The organism is Streptomyces sp. B5E4 (assembly GCF_039871555.1).
Lineage (GTDB): Bacteria > Actinomycetota > Actinomycetes > Streptomycetales > Streptomycetaceae > Streptomyces.
In genome coordinates this window covers 150180-170694 of sequence record NZ_JBDPMI010000009.1, presented here as the reverse complement: position 1 = coordinate 170694, position 20515 = coordinate 150180, and the positions used below count along the sequence as shown (strand labels likewise).

Genomic DNA, 20515 nt, shown 5'->3' with positions numbered 1-20515 from the left:
TCCGGGAGAGAGAGTTCGCTGGACATGTCGGATACGATCTGGCACCTCGCCGGTGGCCGGGCCGACCACGGCCCGTACCGTCCGGTGACCGCCCTCATCGAACAGCAGCGTGCCCGCACGCCGGACCGCCCCGCCGTCACCTACCGCGGCACGACCGAGACCACGCTCACCTACGCGGAGTTCGACGCGCTCGCCAATGGCCTGGCCGCCGAACTGGCCGAGGCGGGCGTGCGCGCCGGAGACATCGTGCCCGTCGTCCTCGGCAACAGTCTCGAACTGCCGCTGTGCATGGTGGCCCTGATGAAGCTCGGCGCCGCCTTCACGCTCTGCGACCCGGCCTGGCCCGAGGAGCGGCTGCGCGCCGTGCTCGTGCACCCCGCCCCGCGGCTGGTGCTCACCGCGACCGCCGCCGTCGTGGAGCACGGCGCGCACGTGGTCGCCGCGCACCGCATCCGTCCGCGCGGACGCGGGCCCGACGTGCCGGCGCCGGGCGCGGACGCGGTGGCGTACGGGGTGTTCACCTCGGGCAGCACCGGTGCGCCGAAGTGCGCGCTGAACCTGCACCGCGGGCTGGCCAACCGGCTGCGCTTCATGACCCGCTGGTTCGCCGCCACCGGCGACGAGGTCGTCCTGCAGAACAGTCGGCACACCTTCGACTCGGCGATCTGGCAGTTGCTGTGGCCGCTGACGACCGGCGGTCGCACGATCGTCCCAGAGCAGGGCGAGTTCCTCGACCTGGAGCGGACGGTGGAGATCATCCACCGCTACCGCGTCACCGTCACGGACTTCGTGCCCGCGATCCTCGGCATGCTGCTGGCCCTGCTGGAGGCCGAGTCCGCGGCGGTGGCGAAGGTGGCGTCGCTGCGCCACCTCGTCGTGGGCGGCGAGGAGATCATCCCGCACGCCGTGCACCGGCTGCGCGACCTGGTTCCGGGGCTTGAGATCACCAACGGCTACGGCCCGTCCGAGACCGCGATCGGCATGGTCTTCCACCGCATCGCCGGCGACGAGGGCGACCGCATCCCGCTCGGCCGCCCCATCGACAACTGCTACGCGGTCGTCGCCGACGACACGCTCACACCGCTGCCCGCCGGCCGCACCGGGGAGATCCTCGTCGGCGGCGATTGCGTGGGCGCCGGCTACCTCGGCGACCCGGAGCGCACCGGGCAGGTTTTCGTGCCGAACCCGTACCCCCAGATCCCCGGCCCGCGGCTGTACCGCACCGGCGACCTCGGCTGGTTCGACGAGGCGGGCCTGCTGCGCTTCACCGGCCGCCGCGACCGGCAGGCGAAGGTGGACGGGGTGCGCATCGAGCTGGCCGAGATCGAGACGGCGGCCGAGGGGTGCGCCGGAGTGATCCAGGCCAAGGCGCTGACCGTGCGGCGGGGCGGCCGCAACAAGCTGGTGGTGGCTGCCGCCGCCGAGGAGGGCACCGCGCCGGCGGCGCTCCGCGCGCACCTGACGTCGGTGCTGCCGCGCATCCACCTGCCGCAGCACTGCTTCGTCCTGGAGTCGCTCCCGCTGACCGACAACGGGAAGGTCGACCTGGAGGCGCTGCGCCGGATCGTGGCGGAGAAGCTGGAGGCCGGCGTCCGGTCCGCCGCCCGCGACGGCGACCCGCCGGCGGAGCGCGTCGCGGACATCGTGCGCGGCGTCCTCGGGCTGCCGGACTTCGGCGTGGACGACGACTTCCTCGCCCGCGGCGGCGACTCGCTGAGCGCGCTCGGCGCCACCATCGCCGTGCGCGACGCGCTCGGCGTGCCGGTGACCGTCTCCGATCTCTACACCCACCGCACCCCCGCCGCGCTCGTCGTCGCCGTCCTGCGCCGGCCGGCGCAGGACGGCGACGACGGCGCGCAGGAGGAGTCGGCGCTGATGGAGCGCGACGCGCTGCCGCCGGCGGACCTGGCGCACGCGGCGGCCCGCGCCGCCGGTGCCGCCGTGGTGCTGCCGCCGCGTACTGTGCTGGTCACCGGGGCCACCGGCTTCGTCGGCTCCCGGGCGGTGCACCGGTTGCTCGACGGCACACAAGGCCGGGTGGTGTGCCTGGTGCGCGCCCGCGACGACGCTCAGGCCAGGAGCCGGATGGTGGCCGCGCTGCGCGCCCAAGGGCTGTGGGAGGAGTCGCTGGGGCAGCGGCTGGACGCCCGCGCCGGCGACCTCGCCCTGCCCCGCTTCGGCTGGCCGGCGCGGCGGTGGGAACGGTACGCGGCGGAGTGCGACGCGGTGCTGCACGCCGGCGCGCTGGTCAACTTTCTGCTCGGCTACCGGGACCACCGCGCCGCCAACGTCACGGGGACCGCCCACGCGCTGCGCTTCGCGCTCTTCGGCCGGCCGAAGCCGCTGCACCACGTGTCCACCCTCGGGGCGCTCGACCGGCATGCGCTGCACGCCGGCGCACCGCTCGGCGAGGACACCGACCCGCGGCGGGTGACGGTCCCGGCCAGCGGCTACAGCCGCTCCAAGCTGGTGGCGGAGAAACTGCTGCTGCGGGCGCGCGAGCTGGGCGCGCCGGTCACGATCTACCGGCTCGGCGAGATCATGCCGGCCGCGGACAACGGCGTGCCCAACCCGCGGGCGCTCACGCACCTGTTACTGTCCGCCTTCCACGAGGCCGGGGTACGGCCCGCGGTGCCGATGCGCACCGACTACACGCCGGTCGACGAGACGGCCGCCCGGCTCGCGGCGGGGCTGGCCGAGGGACCGGCCGGTGCGGACTACCACGTCTTCCGAACGGAGAGCGTCGACCTGGCGGCCGTCGGCCTGTCCCCGGCCGGCGCGGCGGACGCGGCGGACGGCGGGGCGCGCCCGCTGCCGCCGCGGGAGTTCATGGCCACGCTCGCCGCGGCGGCCGAGGCCGACGAGCGGTCGGCCTCCGCCCTGCTGCACGCCGTGCTGACCTCCCTCCCGGCCACCGGGGCGGACGGAGTACCGGACTTCGCCGGGCTGTTCGTCGACAACCCGCGGCTGTTCACCAGGGCCGGGTGCGCGGCGCTGGACGAACGCCACGGGCTGCGTGACGGCCCACTCGACAAGGCGTTCGCCGCCTACCGCGCCACGCTCACCGGCTGACCGCGAGAGCGGCCCGGCCGGCGCGGCGGCCGGGCCGGAGGTACCACAGGCAACCCGACGGAACCGAACGGAACTGCGATGGAAGGGAACTCGTGCGGAATCGGACCATGGGCCGGCTCGGCTGGCAGGTCAGCGAGATCGGCTACGGAATGTGGGGCATCGGCGGCGGCCCCGGCGGCTTCACCGGCTGGGACTACGACGTCGCGCCCGACTGCCTGGACCTGGCGGTGGAGCTGGGCTGCACCTTCTTCGACACCGCCTGGGTCTACGGCAGGGGAGTCAGCGAGCAGTTGCTCGCGGCGCTGCTGAAGCGCCACCCCGAGCGGCGGCTCTACACCGCGACGAAGGTGCCGCCGCGCAACCGCGAGTGGCCGCCCGGCAAGGACGACACGCTCGACGACGTCTTCCCGCCCGACCACGTGCGCGAGTACGTGCACCGCAGCCTGGAGAACCTCGGCACCGACAGCATCGACCTGCTGCAGTTCCACGTGTGGGAGGACAGTTGGGCCGGCGACGAACGCTGGCAGCGGGTCGTCGCCGACCTCAAGGCGGAGGGCGTGATCGAGGGCTTCGGCATCAGCGTCAACCGCTGGGAGCCGGAGAACTGCATGCGGGCACTCGACACCGGCCTCATCGACGTCGTCCAGGTGATCTACAACATCTTCGACCAGGCGCCGGAGGACGAGCTGTTCGAACGCGCGCAGCGCGACGGCATCGGCATCATCGCCCGCGTCCCGTTCGACGAGGGCGGGCTGACCGGCACGCTCACCCGCCAGACGGCGTTCCCCGAAGACGACTGGCGCGCGGTCTACTTCGGCCCGGACAACCTCGGCCCCACCGTCGACCGGGCGGAGGCGCTGAAGAAGGTGCTCCCCGAGGGGATGACGCTGCCCGAACTCGCGCTGCGCTTCATCCTCCACCACCCGGCCGTGAGCACGGTCATTCCCGGCATGCGCAAACCCGCTCACGTACGCGCCAACGTCGCGGTCTCCGACGCCCCGCCGCTCGACGCCGGGCTGCTGGCCGAGCTGCGCCGGCACCGGTGGGACCGGCGGCCCACGGCCTGGTCGATGTGAGCGGGGGCGACGGCGCGGGGGCGCGGGCGGGCGTCATCGCCCTGTGGGCGCACCCGCGCTCGGTGTCGACGGCGTTTTTGCGCATGATGGCCGAGCGCGGCGACGTCACCGTGGTGCATGAGCCGCTGGTGCTGCTCACAGATCACGGCGAGGTGGCGCTGCCGGGCCCCGGCGGCGGCACGACGACCGTGCGGTCGTACGCGGAGCTGCTCGCGCACCTGGCCGAGCTGGGCGCGGCGGGCCCGGTGTTCTTCAAGGACACGCTGGAGTACCGCTACGACCACCTCTTCGCGCACCCCGGGTCGATCGCCGGCTTCCGGCACACCTTCATCGTCCGCGAGCCCGCGGCGACCATTGCCTCGCACCACGCCGTCAAGCCGGAGTTCGCCTGCCGCGAGGTCGGCTACGAGCACCAGTGGGCGCTGTTCGAGCTGGCGTGGAAGACCACCGGCGTCCGGCCCGTGGTCGTCGCCGCGGAGCGGCTGCTCGCCGACCCGGCCGGCACGGTCGCCGCGTACTGCGCGGCGGTCGGCCTGCCCTTCCTGCCCGCCGCACTGACCTGGGCCCCGGGTGAGCTGCCCCAGTGGCGGCAGAACCGGCGCTGGCACCTGGACGCCAGCGCCAGCTCCGGCTTCACCGCCCCGCGCTCCCGGCACCGGGTCGCCGTCGAGGACGACCCGCGGCTGCGCGCGTACTACGACCATCATCTCCCCTACTACCAGCGGCTCGTCGAACACGCCCTCTGAAACCCCGGCACAGGAGGAGAGACATGCCCGCGACGGAGATCCGCACCGCCACTCCCGGTGAGCAGTTCGCCCACGCCTTCCGCACCGACCCGGCGTCGGCGGAGGTCCGCTTCGACTTCACGCTCAGCGACGCCTTCCAGCCGACCGCGGACCGCCCCCGGCTGACGGTGCGCAACCTCTTCCGCAAACAGCGCGTCGACACCGGCGCGCTCGTTTCCTGGTTCGAGTCCCGGCCCGGCGGGTCCGCGCCCCGCACGGCGGGCGAGCGGCTACGGGAGGCGGACTTCCGCTTCGCCACGGCGGCGTACGGCGTCGCGCCCATCGCTGGCTGGGTGCAGATACCCGACCGGCTCGCGGACGAGCCGGAGGCGCTGGCGTCGTTCGTCGACCGCCGCCTGATGGTGCGGCTCGGCACCGCGGAGAACCGCGCGCTCACCGTCGACCTGCTGCGCCACCCCGACCTGGCGCCGCTGCCGTACTCCGGCTCGTACGCGCAGGGGGTGCTGGCCGCCTTCGACGAGATCGAGCAGACCGGCGGCACCGGGCACGCAATGATCGTCAACCCCCGGGACTACTACGGCGAGCTGGTCGGCTCCGGCAGCCTGCTGACCGACCTGGCCCGGGAGAAGGTCATGATCTGCCGCAACCGGCACGTGGCGCCCGGCCACGCGATCGTCGGTGACTTCGCGATGGCGGCGCGGCTGCTGGAGGCCGGCCACTCCTTGATCAAGGTGGCGGAGCCGCCGCCCGGGACCTTCGCGGCGCCCGGCACCGCCGTGTGCGCCGAGGTCTACGAGGGCGTGGCCCTGCAGTTGCCGACGCACTTCTACCACGTGGTCCCGGGCGGGGCACATGACTGAACAGCGGTGGACACGCACCTTCGCCGGCCTGATCGCCGCGCTGCTCTGCACGTTCACCGCCGTCGGCATGGTGATCCCGATCATCCCCAAGCTGGTCACCGCCGAGCTGGACGGCTCGGCGTTCGAGGTGGGCGTCACCTTCACCGTCTCCGGCGTGGTGGCGCTGCTGGTGCGCCCGTACGCGGGGCAACTCGCGCAGCGCACCGGCTGCCGCCGGGTGATGCTGTGCGGCGCGGTGCTCATCGTGGCCACCGCCGGCCTGTACGCGCTGCCGTTCGGCCTGCCCGGCCTGTACGCGGCGCGGGTGCTGCTGGGCGTCGGCGAGGCGATGCTCTTCATGGCCGGGTCGCTGTGGACGGTGTCGCTGGCCCCGCAGGACCGGCGGGCGCAGATCGTCGGCTTCTACGGGCTGGCCATGTGGAGCGGCTTCGCCCTCGGCCCCGTGCTCGGCGAGCTGGTGCACCGGGCGGGATCGTTCGGCGCGGTGTGGGCCACGGCCGCGGCGCTGCCGGCCGTCGCGTTCTGCGTGATCTTCGCGCTCACCGACCGGGTGGAGCGGGGCGCCGCGGTCTCCCGCAAGCTGCTGCCGCGCTCGGCCGTGCTGCCGGGGGTGTCGCTGGCGTGCGGCTCCTTCGGCTACGCGATGGTGGCGGGCTTCGCGGCGCTGGCGATGACGCACCGCGGCGTGGCCCACGGGTCCGTCGTCGTCAGCGCGTTCGGCGTCGCGTATGTGACGGTGCGGGTGGTGGCGGGCCGGATCCCCGACCGGGTCGGCGCGCTGCCGGTGGTGGTGTTCTCCGCGTCGGTAGAGGCGCTGGGCATGGTGCTGATCGCGTTCGCGTCCGACCTGTGGCTGGCCACGCTCGGCGCGCTGATCGCCGGCGGCGGCTTCACGCTGCTCTATCCCGCGCTCGCGCTCATCACCATCGACGCCGCGCCGGAGTCCGAACGCGGCGCCGCGCTGGGCGCCGTGACGTCGTTCTTCGACGTGGCCATCGGCCTGTCCGGGCTGATCGGCGGCGTGCTCGCGGAGGTCAGCTACACGCTGACGTTCCTGATCGCGGCCGGTGCCGTGCTGGGCTCGCTGTACGCGGGCACGGCCGCGGCCCGGGCCGCGGCGGCCCGGGGCCCGGCGGCGGCCTGAGCCGCCGGGCCGCGGCCCGCAGCGATCCGCAGCGCCGCGCTACCGGGGCCAGCCGGCAGACGGGGCGTCGGAGCCCTCGCCCTCGTACCGCTCCGCGCAGCGCTTCTTCACCTCGCGCTCCACCAGCTTCCGGGCCGCGGCGTCGCCGTTGTTCCGCCGCTCCTCCCTGGCCTGCTCGACGACATCGAGCAGGATCGTGTTCTGCCCGTCGGACAGGCCCTTCTGCTGGTAGTCCGACTGGCTGCCGCCGCCGGGTTTGAGCTGGTCGTGAGCCCAGTAGGTGATCAGCCGCACGCATACGGCCTCGTGGGAGGTCGCGCTCGGGGCCGGGGCGGCGGACGAGGAGGACGGCTCCTCACTCCGGCCACTCCGGTCGGCGGCGTCGTCCGAGCCACCGCACGCGGTCAGCGCGGCGGCGAGCAGCGCGGCCGGTACGAGTAACGATCGTGTTCGCGTCATCGCCATGACCATGACCGTGACCGTACGCGAACGAGGCCGCCGTCGGCAGCGTAAAAGCCCGTCCGGGCGCATCCGACCGAACGGCTCCGCCCGCGACGCCACCGCCGCCTTCCCGACGACCGGGTCATCGCCCGCCCGCGGGCCGGCCCTGCGGGCTCGCGGTGAGGGCAAGGAAGCGGTCGACGGCGGCGTTGATCCGTGGGCCTGCGGCAATCCGGTAGACCAGTCCGAGGGCATCTCGTGCTTGCAGAAGCCGGCCCGCCGGACGCCGCGAATGTAGTCGCAACCTGCGCGGACTTCCTCATCAGCGCCGCCGTTCTTCCACCGGCACGGCGTAGACCGGATCGAGCGGATTCCGACTGACAACTCCTGGGCCACTGCAAGGGCCTGGGCCTGGAAGAAGGTCCTGGCCAGCCTCAGCGCAACCGGGACACTCGTCCGCCCCTACCGGCCAGAGACCAACGGCAAGGTCGAAGCCTTCAGACCGCACCTGTCCAGCGTGGGCAACCACGAGCTGTTCCGCACCTGCGCGCCCCTCATTCCGCGCGAGGGGATGACGAGGACGCCGTGGCCCAGGCCACCAGCGTCATCCTTGAGCGTGCTGGCGCATCGAGCGGCTACCGGGCAGATCGATGAACTGAATCAGCGCCCGACCTGGCATGCCGAGCGCAAACGCCCGCAGCTGCTGGAGTTCAGACCTTGATGACGGTGGCGCGCGTGCCGCACAGGGGGATGAGGTCCTCGGTATCGGAAGTGAGGACTGTGACAGGAGCGGGAGCGGCGAGTGCGGTGGCGCTGAGCATGGCGTCGATGGCGTGCTTGTGGCCGTGCAGTCCGGCGTCGGCCAGGAGGGCGGTGGCGTGGCGGGCGATCGGCTCGGTGACCGGCTCGATGACGAGCCGGGACAGCGTCCATTCCAGGGCCGGGCGGTTGATGCGGGGGTGCATCACTTCGACGAGGGTGGCTGCGGAGGTGATGACGCGGAGGTCGTCGGTGCGTGCGAGGGCGAGCCAGGTGGTGACGGCGCGGTCGCGCAGGACGGCCTTGGCCAGGCCCTCGCTGTCGAGGACCAGTGTGCCGCCGGGTACGGCGGGGGAGCGGGTCACGCGGCGTCCGCTCCGCCGGGCGTCTGCCCGGCCTGATCGCGGCGGGCCTGGTGCATCTGGTCACGCAGGGCCTGGATCTCCTCGTCGGTGATGGGGCCGTGCTCAGCCTCGGCGACGGCGATGAGTTCGTTGAGGTTGTCTCGTTCGACCTGCCTGGCGACGGCGCTCGCGACGTATGCGGACAGGCCGGAGGGGCCGCTACGGGCTTTGGCGGCTTCCGCGATGTCGCGGGGCATGGTGATCGAGTACTTCGAAGTAGGCTCACCCATGCTACCTATCCTACCCCTCATCCTCTCGCGGACCTTGGCGGGAACTCTCGTGGGCGGCCCCCGTCCGCGGGTCAGCGGTCTTGGCGGGGCAGTTCTGCGCTGCAGGTGGCGCGTCCGTGGGGGCCGGTGGCGGTGGAGCGTTGGGTGTGGTTGCCGCGGATGGCGAGGGTGCAGGTGGCCTCGCTGCCGTCGTCGGGGAGGACGAGGGTGATCGTGGGGGTTTGGCCGAGGGGGACGCGTACGGACTTGCGCCAGGGCAGGGCTGCTTCCTGGACCGTGGTGCCGGTGGTGCTTCGTGCGACGTAGGTGATCTGGGCGGTGCCCTGGCCATCGACGGTGTACGTCACCGGGGCCGTGGGCGCCGGGCGTTGCTCGGGTGGGGCGTCGTCGTCGCGGGTGAGGGTGTAGCCGAGGAGGGCGGCTGCGGCCAGCCCGGTGGCGGTGAGGGCGGCGGTGAGGGTTCGGCGGTGCCGCGGGAGAAATCCGGTTGGCGGGTGCGGGTTATCCGTTTCGGCTTCCGCGGTCGTCGCGGTAGGCATGGGTGAGGTTCCCTTCGCCTTCGGGCGCTGAATTCCTGGCAGGCCGAGAGTGTCACACGCCCGCCTGTCGGGGAAGCGAAGGGGCCTCTTCTCCTTTTCTGGCGAGAATTCACGGCGTGTGGGCGAGTCTCAGATTAGGGCAGGTCTCTGCTGCGGGAACAGGTCACTGTGGTGCGTTGACCAGGGCAGTTGATGGATCCACTGCGTGTGCACGGTGCTACTACACGTTGTCGGGCAGGTGTATTTGGGTCGCTTTGAGTGTGTATCGCCGATTGCTTGACAGGTACATCGCGATCCGTTGAAGATCGGGCGGCTACCCCCCGTGCATTGCGTGCGTTGTGCTGGCCGGGCATCTGCTCGTCCGGTTATTCGGCGTGCCGTTTTCCGTGTGTATTCGCGTGCGGGAAATGGCGTGAAGGGGTGCGGAATGAGGGCTCGGCTGGGGCGGTTCGTTTCGTCGGTGGTGGCGGCTGCGTTTTTGGTGACGCTGTTGCCGCAGCCGGCTTTTGCGGCGGGTTCCACGCCCGGGGCCGGCGGTGTCGTCGACACCGTCAGGGACTGGTTCAGCGACGACGATCCGGATGGCGACGAGCCGCCGTCGAGCGACAGCCGGAACCCTGCGAGCCGGGAGAAGCTGCCTGCGGGCAAGGCTGAGCCGGTGGCGAAGCGGGTGAAGGAGCTGACCGGCCGCCGTACGCCGGAGGCGCGGTTCTGGCGGATGTCGGACGGCGGGGTCGAGGCGGAGCTGGCTGCCGCACCCACGTCGTACGAGACCCGTGGCGGGGCGTGGAAGCCGATCGACACCGCGGTGACGGAGTCGGACGCCAGGGGTTACGCGTATGCCAATACCACCAACCTGGCCCGCAGTTACTTCGGTGACTCGGCCGAGCGGCTGCTGAAGGTCGAGGCGGAGCTGGGGCAGTCCGTGACGTTCGGGCTGAAGGACGCGAGCGGTGGGCTGAAGCCGCGGGCCGAGAGCGGCACGGTCACCTACCCCGACGCCGTGAACGGTGCGGACATCTCGTACCGGGTGGGGGCGGGGGAGGTGAAGGAGGACATCGTCCTGGACGAGCCGCCTGAGGGGCCGGCGTCGTTCGCCTTCACCATGGACGTCACCGACGGTCTGACGCCGAAGGCCCGTAGGGACGGTTCGGTCGCGTTCTTCCATGAGATGAGCAGGGATCCGGTGCTGGTGATCCCGGCGCCGTTCATGACGGATGCGGCCAAGGACGCCTCCTCCCCCTACGGGAGGGCGTGGAGTCCGAAGGTCACGCAGGAGCTGAGCCGGGACGGGAAGCGGTGGCTGCTGACGCTGACGCCGGATGCGGGCTGGCTGGCCGCGAAGGAGCGGCAGTACCCGGTGAAGGTCGACCCGACCATCACGATCGCGCCGTCGCCGTCCCAGTCTCAGGACGTGATGGTGCTCTCCGATGAGCCTGGAGTGAACTTCGCCCCGGCGTGGAATCTGTCGGTGGGCACCACGGAAGCCGGTGTGGCCCGTTCGCTGATCAAGTTCCCGTTGAACGAGATCCCTGCGGGTGTGACGGTGGATTCCGCGCGGCTGAGTCTGTACTACGACCAGACGCACACCACCGGCGGCAAGAAAGTGAAGATCGAGGCGCACGAGGCCACCGGACCGTGGGACGAGACGACCGCCACCTGGGACAGCACCAAGAACCTGCTGGGCGATCTGTCGGGTACGAAGCTGCAGCTCGATGACGGCGGCTCGGGCACGGCCGCGGTCGGCGACTGGACCCGGGTGGCGGGGGCGGGGATCGAGTCGGACTACCGCTACAACCAGAACTCGGCCACGGGCGAGTCGTACACCTGGCAGCCGGAGGTGCCCGAGACCGCCACCTACCTCACGGACGTGTACATCCCGGGAGTCGCGGACGCGGCCCCGGCGGCGCCGTACGAGATCAAGCACCGGGACGGGAAGTCGAGCTTCACCGTGGACCAGCGCGGGACGTCCGGCCGGTGGGTGGACCTGGGCACGGAGGAGCTGAGCTACGCCAAGGGCACCGCGAACACGATCAAGCTGGGCGACACCGGGGACGCGTCGAGTAAGAACGTCGCGGACGCGGTGCGGTTGGTCAACCGGGCGGAGCTGTGGAAGGACGTCGGCGAGTACAACCAGTGGCACAACTTCCCGGTGAAGAACTCGGTGCAGGAGTGGGTGAACGGCACCCTGCCCAACAACGGCTTCGTACTCAAGGCATACGACGAAGCCCCCAGGGGCGAGGACGCGCGCGGCGGGCCGCGGTACGAGGCCGGCGACGGCGCCTACGGCGGCGAGACGTCCACCATCCCCCGGCTCACGGTCTCCTACGGCCGCATCGGCACCGCACTCGACTCCCCGACGGTCGTGCACGGCACCGGTCCGGAGCTGCACTGGAAGCCGTACACCAACACCACCACCGATGCGGGGGCGGACTTCGTCGAGTACCAGATCCACCGCTCCACCCAGCAGGCGTTCACCCCCTCCGCGGCCACACTGATCGCCCCGATCGGTGAGCGGACCGCCGACAATTTCACCGATACGACCGCGACGCCGTCGCCGGATCCGGGTCCGGAGATCGGGAAGTCGTACTACTACCAGATCGCGGTCAAGACGGCAGACGGTGACCTGCTGGGCTCGCCCACGCGGATCGTGGGCATCCCCAAAGCGGGCCGGACGATGAAACTCATCCAGGGCTCCGCCAACGCGGCGGTGGCGGATACGACGCTCTCCTCGGCGCAGCCGAACACCAACCAGGACACCATCAACTCCTGGAACGTGGGTCAGAACTGGCTGTCCGTGGGCAACAACTCCGACACCTACGGCACCACCCGCGCCGCACTGGACTTCGACACCTCCACCATCCCCGCCACCGCGACCGTCCTCGAAGCCCAACTGCAGATGTGGGGCACCGAAACCACCCGCGATGAGGGATCGACCGGCGCGGTCTACGAGCTGCGGCCGTTGCTGAAGGGCTTCGGTGAGGCCGGCGCCACGTGGAACAACAACACCTCCACCGGAACGTGGGCCACCCCGGGCGGCGATTACGGTTCGACGGTCTCCGACACCGTGCCGCAGTTCGAGGAGGAAGTCGGCCGGCACTGGTGGGATGCCACGTCGATGACCCAGGGCTGGGTGGAGACGCCGGAGTCCAACAAGGGCGCGATGGTCAAGCTCGCCGACGAGTCCGCCACCGGGCCGCAGGAGCGGTCGCTGTGGCTGTCCAGCGAGGGCACCGACCAGCAACTCGGCCCGCTGATGCGCGTCATCTACGTCGACGCGACCGCTGAGTCGACGTACTACGCGCCAGGTACGCCGCAGCGGATGACGCCGAACTCGACGTACAACGTCGAGGTCACGTTCACCAACACGACCGACTTCACCCTGAACGCCAACCCGGGCACCTGGGGTCTGTCGTACCGGTGGACGCTGCCCGACGGCAGCACCCCGCCGGGTCTGGGGCAGCCGGTCGTCACCGGCCTGCCGGCCAGCATCCCGCCAGGCACGGAAAAGACTGTCATCGCGCAGGTGAAGACGCCGATCAACTCCGATTCGGGCAACAAGCGCACCGACTATCAGCTGACCTGGGACGTGTACCGCGGTGACGTGAACAGGTGGCTGTCGGACCAGGAGGGCATCCCCGGCCTCACCCAGCGCGTGGCCGTCGAGGACCCCACGTCCGACGAGCTCGGCCTGGAGAAGTTCTACTCCTACACCGGCACACCCACCGGCGCCGGCTCGACGGTGATGAACAACACCGCCGCCGGTAACGCGGTGTGGTCCTACGACGCCTTCACCAACCCCGGCCGCGGCCTGAACACCTTCTTCCGCGTCGCCTACAACTCCCTCGACACCTCGGACACCATCACCGGTCACGGCTGGTCCGCCCAGGCCGCCGGCCCACTACGCCTGGGCGCCCCGCTGGACTTCCACCCCAACCCGCGCCCCACGGAGGTCCGCTGGCCGGACGGCGACGGCACCACCCACGTCTTCCGCAAGCAGGAAGACGGCACCTTCAAAGCCCCCGCGGGTGTCCACTACAGGCTCGAACCCAAACAGGACGTGGACTGCACCCCGGCGAAGGACCCGATACCGGACGCCTGGACGGCGACCCGCCCGGACGGCACCCGGTTCTACTTCGGCTGCGACGGCTACCTGACCTCGGTCGTCGACCCCAACGGGAACACGCAGACGTACACGTACACCGAGCGCAAGTCCAACAACAAGCCGGTGAAGTTCCTGGACTACATCACCGACCCCGCCGGCCGGAAGTCCCTTGAAATCGAGTACTACCAGAAGGGCGACGCGTCGTACGACTTCATCAACGACGCGGGCCAGCAGGAAACCGGTACGGGGAAGCTGAACAACTCCAAGATCTACGACCACATGAAGTCGGTCACCGACATCTCCGGCCGCACACTTGCCTTCTTCTACACCACCAAGGGCCTGCTGGGGCGCATGGTCGACGGGGCGGGCAGCGCGCAGCCCAAGGAATTGGACTTCACCTACGACGCCGACCAGGGCAACAAGAACGTCAAACTCACCGGCGTCCAGGACCCACGCCAGAACACCACGCGGCTCGAATACAATGCTCCCAGCGCCGGGGACGACCCCAAGTACCACTGGTGGACCAAGACCATCACCGACCGCCTGCAGAGCCCAACAGGCTTCGTCTATGCACCGAACGCCGGCAACGTCAAGTTCACCGATACCACGGTCACCGACGCCCAAAACAAGGCGACCGCTTATGTGACCGACGACTTCGGCCGACCGGTCAAGACCACCAACGCCAAGAACGAGACCACCGAACTGTCGTGGGACGCGGACAACAACGTCACCTACCTCCGCGATGCCAAGGGCGCCGAAACTGCCTACTGCTACGACCCCACTACCGGCTACCCCCGCTGGCAACGCGACGCCGAGCAGAACAAGGCCGCAGGTGGCGTCCCCGACCCGGCTGTCTGCACCGACGGCGCCACCCCGGATAACGCCAGTGTGTACGAGTACTCCTCCCGCGTCGGGGACAGCTACGTGAAGGACCTGTGGCACAAGACCTCGCCTGAGGGCCGCACCTGGACCTTCTCCTACGACGCGTACGGCAACCTGCTCACCGTCACCGACCCCAAGGGCACCGCCACCGCGGAAGCGGGCGACTACACCACCCGCTACACCTACGACGGCCACGGCCAGCTCCAGACGGCCACCGATCCGCGCAACAACACCACCACCAACGCCGACTTCACCCCCACCGGCTACCCACGGCTGATCACTGATCCGAAGGGCAACGGCACCGACTTCGTCTACGACGAACGCGGCCAGGTCCTCAAGGTCATCGACGCCCTGGACAAGACCACCACCCAGACCTACGACACCTACGGCCGTCCCGGCGAGAGCGTCGTACCCAAGACCGCGGGCGAGTTCATCACCACACCCGCCCCGGTCTACGACGCCAACGACAACATCACCCGCGCCACCGCCCCCAACGGCGCCATCTCCACCGCCGTCTACGACGAGGCAGACCAGGTCACCGCGGCCACTGCCCCGGACAACAACACCACCGGCCGGGAGACCCGCTACACCTACGACCGCGTCGGCAACCTTCTCACCACGACCGAGCCCAAGGGCGTCGCGACAGCGGACAACCCGGACGACTTCGTCACCACCAACACCTACGACGCGATCTACCAGCTCACCGATGTCGTCAACGCTGACGGCGACAAGCTCTCCTACCGCTACGACGAGGTCGGCAACGTCACCCACGTCATCGATCCCAAGAAGAACGCCACCCCCGACACCACCGACTTCACCACCAAGACCGACTACGACCGCAACCACCGCCCCTGGCGGGTGACCGACGCCGCAGGCGAAACCACCACCACCACCTACGACAAAGATTCCCTGGTTATCGCCACAACCGACCAGGCACAGAAGACCACCGAGACCGACTACGACGAACGCGGCCTGCCCATCGCCCAACGCGTCCCCTACGACACCGACGCAGGCACGGTGCGTACCACGAAGTTCACCTACGACCAGGCCGGCAACCGCACCGAGGTCGAAACCCCTCGCGGCGTCAACACCGCAACCGCCGGCGACTTCACCCACCGCACCACCTACGACGAGCTGAACCGCCCGGAGCGGCAGTACCAGCCCTACGACCCGAACGACGCCCGCTACAACAACCCGGACATCTACACCGAGACGATCTACGACGAGGTCGGACGGGTCAAGACGGTCTCGGCACCGCGGTCGGAGGGCCAGACGGTCCGTAACGAGACCACCTACGAGTACTTCGACAACGGCTGGATCCGCACCTCCACCGACCCGTGGGACATCGTCACCCGCTACGACTACAACGACCTCGGCCAGCAGAAGAGCCGACGACTGATCTCCGCAGGCGGCTCCTCCGAACGCCCGATGGACTGGGCCTACTACCCCGACGGGTCCCTGCAGACCAAGAAGGACTCCGGCGTCCCCGACGGCTCCGCCGTGGTCCTGGTCGACAACTCCGACACCCAGCACACCTCCACCTCCGGGTCCTGGAAGGCGTCGAAGTCCATTGCGCTCTCGGGCGAGCCGAAGGACACCGGGTTCAACCACCGCAGCCAGACATCAGGAACCGGGACGTTCACCTGGCAGACGATCATCCCCCGCGACGGCGAGTACACCGCCTACGCCAAGTACCCGGCCAAGTCGGACGCCGGCACCGCCACCTACCGCATCGACCACGCCGGCGGCCCCGCGACCAAGAAGATCGACCAGGCCGAGAACGCCAACCGCTGGGTGAAGCTCGGCACCTACCGCTACAAGCAGGGCACCAAGTCGATTTCGGTCTCCGGAACCGGCCAGGGAACCGTCAGCGCGGACGCCGTCAAGCTGGTCCGCTCGTACGATGCGGCAGCTGACGCTGAGGAGAAGGTCTTCGGCTACCGCTACGACCTCAACGGCAACCTGACCGACGTCGACGACACCTCGTCCGGCACGCGGATCGATGCCTACACAATGGCCTACACCGGGCTGAACCAGCTTGCGAAGGTCACCGAGAACCTGGCCGGCGAGGAGAAGAAGTCCACCGCCTTCACCTACGACGCCAACGGCCAACCGGAGACCTCCACCCACCCCGACCAGTGGGCCGGCTACACCTACAACGCACGCAACCTGATCGAGACCGTCAAGATCGCCGACACCACGTCGGAGACCGACCCGACCCGCAAGACCACCAGCTACACCTACACCCCCCGAGGCATGGTCGATGTCGAGACCAAAGCCAACGGCAACCTGCTCGACCACGACTACTACGCCAACGGCGCGCTCAAGACCACGCGCGAGACAAAGTCCGACGGCACCACGAATGTGGCTTCTCACAGCTACGACTGGGACGCAAACGGCAACAAGGCCAAAGACGTCTTCAGCCGCATGAACGCCGACACCGGCACGCTGGCCGACACCACCAGCACCTACACCTACGATCCCGCGGACCGCATCGCCAAGCTCGACAAGACGGGGCTAGGCGCTGGCACCGAAACCTACCGCCACGATGCCAACGCCAACGTCGTCGAGCAGACCGTCGACGGCGTGAACACCCGCTTCGACTACAACCTCAACCGGCTCCAGCAGGCCACCGCCACCGGCGATGGCTCCGGCGGCCTCACCGCGGCCTACACCTACGACCCCTACGGGCGCCTGGAGACGGTCACCGCCGACGGCAAGATCCTTGAGCAGAACACCTACGACGGCTTCGACCACATCGCCGAACACACCAAGCTCCAGGAAAACGGCACCACGGCGACCACGAAATACACCTACGACCCCCTGGACCGCACCACCTCCAAGACCATCGGCTCCGGCACCTCAAGCCCCAAGACGACCGACTTCACCTACCTCGGCATGTCGAAAGAGGTACTCGACGAACGGGTCGGATCCGAGATCACCAAGTCTTACCAGTACGGGCCGTGGGGACAACGCCTCTCGCAGATCACCCACAAACCCGACGGCACTCAACAACTCGGCGTCTACGGCTACAACAGCCACTCCGACGTCGAGACCGTCACCGGCGAGGACGGCAACACCACCGCCACCTACGGCTACACCGCCTACGGCACCAACAACGACGCCGAGTTCACCGGCACCGACAAGCCGGATCCGGCGAATCCCGACGAGGATGCCTACAACCCCTACCGGTTCAACGCCAAACGCTGGGACGCCTCCACCACCACCTACGACATGGGCTTCCGCAACTACAGCCCCGGCCTCAACCGATTCACAACCCGAGATATGTACAACGGCGCCTTGAAGGACATGGGTCTGACCATCGACGCCATGACCGGAAATCGCTACGCTTACGGTGGCGGCAACCCTATTAGTCAGGTAGAAATAGACGGGCATGGCACTGCTGAATGTATGAGTGGCGTGCTTACTGGATGTACCAATGGTGTGCCGGACAAGGATTCCGAATACCGTCCTGAGCGTGAGCGGCGAGGGCTTGAAACCGATCAACTGGTCGATCTCTGGGTCGCCGAACAGACCCCTGTGGCAATCCCGGAAGAATTCATGGATGACCTCGGCGTAAGGGATCGCACGCGCCTCATCCTGTATAATGCAAATTTCCAGGGAGCGCAGCAAACTCTATATCAGCTTGCCGAATACGGAGCCCGCGGCCAAGAGCTATTTGATTTGATTCAGGCTTCCGCGCGCATGTCGAAGATGATGTCGGAATCGAAAATTCCAATGATCCGGAAAGCTGGAGAGCGTGGCGTAAAATTCTTCGACAGCAACAAATTCGCCAAATGGGGATCCGAGGTGCCGGACACCAAATGGTTTGACCGCAGCGGAAAGACTCTCAGGGGGGTGGATCAAATAGCGGGCTTCATGGATGAAATTTTGGGTGGTGAAGACGCGCTGACCGCAGGCGGCAAAGCCGCGCTCAAGGGAGGGCTGACGGCAGGTGGGGCCTGGCTAGGAGGCGAGGCCGGCCTGGCCTGTGGGCCTCTGGCCGGGATCTGCGTACCGGCAGGCGCCATGCTCGGTGGCGCGCTAGGTTCGGAGGTTGGGAACAAGATCGACGAGGCACTCGAAGGGTTGGGCTTCTGGGACTGGACGGATGGCCTCACCGGTAACGACTGATTTGGAGTAGCCTCTCTCCATGTCGCGTGCAGTGAACTGTGTGCGATAGAGAATTCTGGGCCGGAGCTAGGCTGCAGAAAGCTGTACGCGACCTCTCGACTTGGTTGGTCGTCCGCAGTAAGGTGTAATCCCCTGGGTGCGCATCGCGCCCATGAGAATACGGAGTGAGGCGACAAGCGGGTGTTTGGGCGAGATGGGGCTGGCGATGAGCTCGGACAGTATACGAATGTTGCCGGGCTTCCGGTCGCTTCCGGTTCAACTCTCCCGGGTCCTGGTGTTCGCGGTCTAGCGGTTCTGATCGATTCCCTAGCAGCTGCGATTATCGTGGTCGGGCCACTTCTCGTACTGGAATCGATCCTAGGGAATGGTGACGCTGCAGTCATGGCGTGGCGCATCACTGCAATCCTTTGGTCGCTGATCTTCCTGTGCGTCTACTCGCCTTTTCAGACGTCTCACTTCGGGGGGACGCTCGGTAAGCGCGTGGTCCGCTTGCGGGTTGCGTCAGTCGATGGTGACGGCTCTCCGATAAGCTATAGACGCGCTCTGGGGCGCCATTTCCTGAACATCTTGGCAGTCGTCATTCCGGGACTAGTCGTGGTGCAGGTGAGCCTGCTCGTTCTCGACGCAAAGCGACGGGGACTTCACGATCGGGCTTTCGGCACCGTGGTACTTCCTAACGAGCCCGTGCGTGGTTAGCGATTACTGAGCTTCAAAGGGTGGTGTCATGGGTCGGACAATCTGGTCCCAGTCGATACTGACTCAGTATGGCCTCCTCTCTGTTCGTGACTTTGACACGGAAGACGAGCCGGAAGTGGAGGAATTTCTCCCAGGTCACGTGTACGTTGCGACGAGAACAGACACAGATGGTGAGGTCGCTATCGATGTGACAATCGGCGAACCAAAAGAGACGGACATCCGCACGGTGATCGAGGAAGTGATGACCTTCGAGTCGGGGATCCTGTGCATAACGGCACCCACCATTCCGGACGAAGAGACTGTTCGACTCCCTCGTCCGGGACGGTGGGCAGTAAAAATTTGCGTGCGAGGCGAGCCTCGCCCGGATTGGGTCGGAATTTACTTTTCGGAGAAAGAATGGAGAGAGGCCGGCGGTATATGAACGGACTGGGCTGCTCCGCTATTGATTACTGAGCTTGAAAGCGTGGTGTCGTGTGGGCTGACGTTTCGTGATCCCTGCGGTATGCCGGATGTGTGAGGTACGCGCAAGGCGGAGGGCTGAGCGACGAGCGGCGGGCCTTCGGCGAGAAGTTGCGGTCGGAGGCATCCGAGCGATTCCGGGTCGATGACGACAACGCTGCGATCGCTCGTGACCTGTGGGTCAGCGTGCGGTCGGTACAGCGCTGGCGGAGGTTCTGGGCGCAGGGCGGAGTGCGAGCCCTGGCGTCCAAGGGGCCGGCGTCGCTGCCGCTGCTGAGTGACGAGTTGTTCACCGTGCTGGAGGGTGAGCTGGCCAAGGGTGCGGTCGCGCACGGCTGGCCGGACCAGACCTGGACCCTGTCGCGGATCAAGACCCTGATCGGTCGCCGGTTCCACAAGAGCTACACCGTCCAGGTCGTGGCCGCGCTGCTCAAGGGGCACGGCTGGAGCTGCCAGGTCCCGGCCCGCCGCGAGGTGGAGCGCAACGAGGCGGCAGTCGCTGGCTGGGTGAAGGAGATCTGGCCACACGTGGAAGGACCGCGGCGGCGCTCGACGCCTGGCTGGTCTTCGAAGACGAAGCCGGATTCTCGATGACGCCGCCGACGACCCGCACCTGGTCGCGCCGCGGCCACACTCCCGTTGTCCGCGTGCGGGGCCGCTCCCGCCGCCGTTTATCGGTGGCCGCCCTGGTCTGCTACAAGCCCGGTCGGCGCCCCCGGCTGATCTACCGGCCCTGTCCAGACGCCCGGCCTGACGGGCGCAAAAGCTTCTCCTGGAAGGACTACCGCGACCTGATCCAGACCGCCCACCACCAACTCGGCGGCCCGATCGTGCTCGTCTGGGACAACCTCAAGTGCGCCACGAGGCGCTACGGAATCGAGTGGGGGTGAAAGGACCCCACCGCCGAACGGTCGCAGCCGTCCGGTGAAGCTGAGGGCAGCCGCCTCCTGGGAACGCAGGTGGCAGCG

At 68.7% G+C, this 20515-nt stretch carries 11 protein-coding genes and 1 pseudogene; 8 read left to right on the top strand and 4 right to left on the bottom strand.

Going from position 1 to position 20515, the window contains the following annotated elements; genetic code table 11:
* The first annotated feature begins 24 nt into the window (after nt 1-24).
* From ABGA99_RS15035 to ABGA99_RS15015, 5 genes are all read left to right on the top strand, one after another.
* Nucleotides 25-3072: an amino acid adenylation domain-containing protein gene (locus ABGA99_RS15035; RefSeq protein WP_347582796.1), complete on the top strand. Its 3048-nt coding sequence runs from the start codon at nt 25-27 to the stop codon at nt 3070-3072.
* 92 nt (nt 3073-3164) lie between these two features.
* Nucleotides 3165-4148 (top strand): aldo/keto reductase, encoded by a 984-nt coding sequence (locus ABGA99_RS15030; protein WP_347582795.1) that lies wholly within the window; start codon nt 3165-3167, stop codon nt 4146-4148.
* A complete protein-coding gene (locus tag ABGA99_RS15025; protein ID WP_347578366.1) occupies nt 4145-4894 on the top strand; it encodes a sulfotransferase family protein in 750 nt (249 codons plus the stop codon). The genes ABGA99_RS15030 and ABGA99_RS15025 overlap by 4 nt, the downstream gene beginning before the upstream one ends.
* A 23-nt stretch (nt 4895-4917) precedes the next feature.
* Nucleotides 4918-5754 carry a family 3 encapsulin nanocompartment shell protein gene (locus ABGA99_RS15020; protein WP_145783460.1) on the top strand — a complete coding sequence of 279 codons (837 nt, stop codon included), beginning with the start codon at nt 4918-4920 and terminating at the stop codon, nt 5752-5754.
* On the top strand, nt 5747-6898 hold the full coding sequence (locus ABGA99_RS15015; protein ID WP_347578365.1) for an MFS transporter: 1152 nt from the start codon (nt 5747-5749) through the stop codon (nt 6896-6898). Before ABGA99_RS15020 ends, ABGA99_RS15015 begins: the two co-directional genes overlap by 8 nt.
* Nucleotides 6899-6937: 39 nt before the next feature.
* Here ABGA99_RS15015 and ABGA99_RS15010 read toward each other — a convergent pair whose 3' ends face one another.
* The 4 genes from ABGA99_RS15010 to ABGA99_RS14995 form a co-directional block, all read right to left on the bottom strand.
* Entirely contained in the window at nt 6938-7357 is a 420-nt protein-coding gene (locus ABGA99_RS15010) for a hypothetical protein (RefSeq protein ID WP_347578364.1), read from the bottom strand.
* Nucleotides 7358-8049: 692 nt separating this feature from the next.
* Nucleotides 8050-8463, bottom strand: coding sequence for a PIN domain-containing protein (locus ABGA99_RS15005; RefSeq protein WP_347578363.1), 414 nt, complete (start codon nt 8461-8463; stop codon nt 8050-8052).
* Nucleotides 8460-8732: a CopG family transcriptional regulator gene (locus tag ABGA99_RS15000; protein ID WP_347578362.1), complete on the bottom strand. Its 273-nt coding sequence runs from the start codon at nt 8730-8732 to the stop codon at nt 8460-8462. The genes ABGA99_RS15005 and ABGA99_RS15000 overlap by 4 nt, the downstream gene beginning before the upstream one ends.
* 71 nt (nt 8733-8803) lie before the next feature.
* Nucleotides 8804-9271 carry a hypothetical protein gene (locus ABGA99_RS14995; RefSeq protein ID WP_347582794.1) on the bottom strand — a complete coding sequence of 156 codons (468 nt, stop codon included), beginning with the start codon at nt 9269-9271 and terminating at the stop codon, nt 8804-8806.
* A gap of 427 nt (nt 9272-9698) precedes the next feature.
* On the opposite strand from ABGA99_RS14995, the gene ABGA99_RS14990 reads away from it, so the two are divergent.
* The 3 genes and pseudogenes from ABGA99_RS14990 to ABGA99_RS14980 all read left to right on the top strand — a co-directional run.
* Nucleotides 9699-18392: a DNRLRE domain-containing protein gene (locus ABGA99_RS14990; RefSeq protein WP_347582793.1), complete on the top strand. Its 8694-nt coding sequence runs from the start codon at nt 9699-9701 to the stop codon at nt 18390-18392.
* A gap of 1209 nt (nt 18393-19601) precedes the next feature.
* A complete protein-coding gene (locus tag ABGA99_RS14985) occupies nt 19602-20141 on the top strand; it encodes a winged helix-turn-helix domain-containing protein (RefSeq protein WP_347578359.1) in 540 nt (179 codons plus the stop codon).
* Nucleotides 20138-20398 (top strand): annotated as a pseudogene (locus ABGA99_RS14980) (DDE endonuclease); the annotation flags it as partial. The gene ABGA99_RS14985 and the pseudogene ABGA99_RS14980, both read left to right, overlap by 4 nt.
* Between the last annotated feature and the right edge of the window lie 117 nt (nt 20399-20515).

What these genes read in the sequence shown, in the direction of transcription:
- ABGA99_RS15035 (WP_347582796.1), top strand. Translation starts at nt 25, where the DNA reads ATGTCGGATACGATCTGGCACCTCGCCGGTGGCCGGGCCGACCACGGC.
- ABGA99_RS15010 (WP_347578364.1), bottom strand. Translation starts at nt 7,357, where the DNA reads ATGACGCGAACACGATCGTTACTCGTACCGGCCGCGCTGCTCGCCGCC.
- ABGA99_RS15015 (WP_347578365.1), top strand. Translation starts at nt 5,747, where the DNA reads ATGACTGAACAGCGGTGGACACGCACCTTCGCCGGCCTGATCGCCGCG.
- ABGA99_RS15020 (WP_145783460.1), top strand. Translation starts at nt 4,918, where the DNA reads ATGCCCGCGACGGAGATCCGCACCGCCACTCCCGGTGAGCAGTTCGCC.
- ABGA99_RS15000 (WP_347578362.1), bottom strand. Translation starts at nt 8,732, where the DNA reads ATGGGTGAGCCTACTTCGAAGTACTCGATCACCATGCCCCGCGACATC.
- ABGA99_RS14995 (WP_347582794.1), bottom strand. Translation starts at nt 9,271, where the DNA reads ATGCCTACCGCGACGACCGCGGAAGCCGAAACGGATAACCCGCACCCG.
- ABGA99_RS14990 (WP_347582793.1), top strand. Translation starts at nt 9,699, where the DNA reads ATGAGGGCTCGGCTGGGGCGGTTCGTTTCGTCGGTGGTGGCGGCTGCG.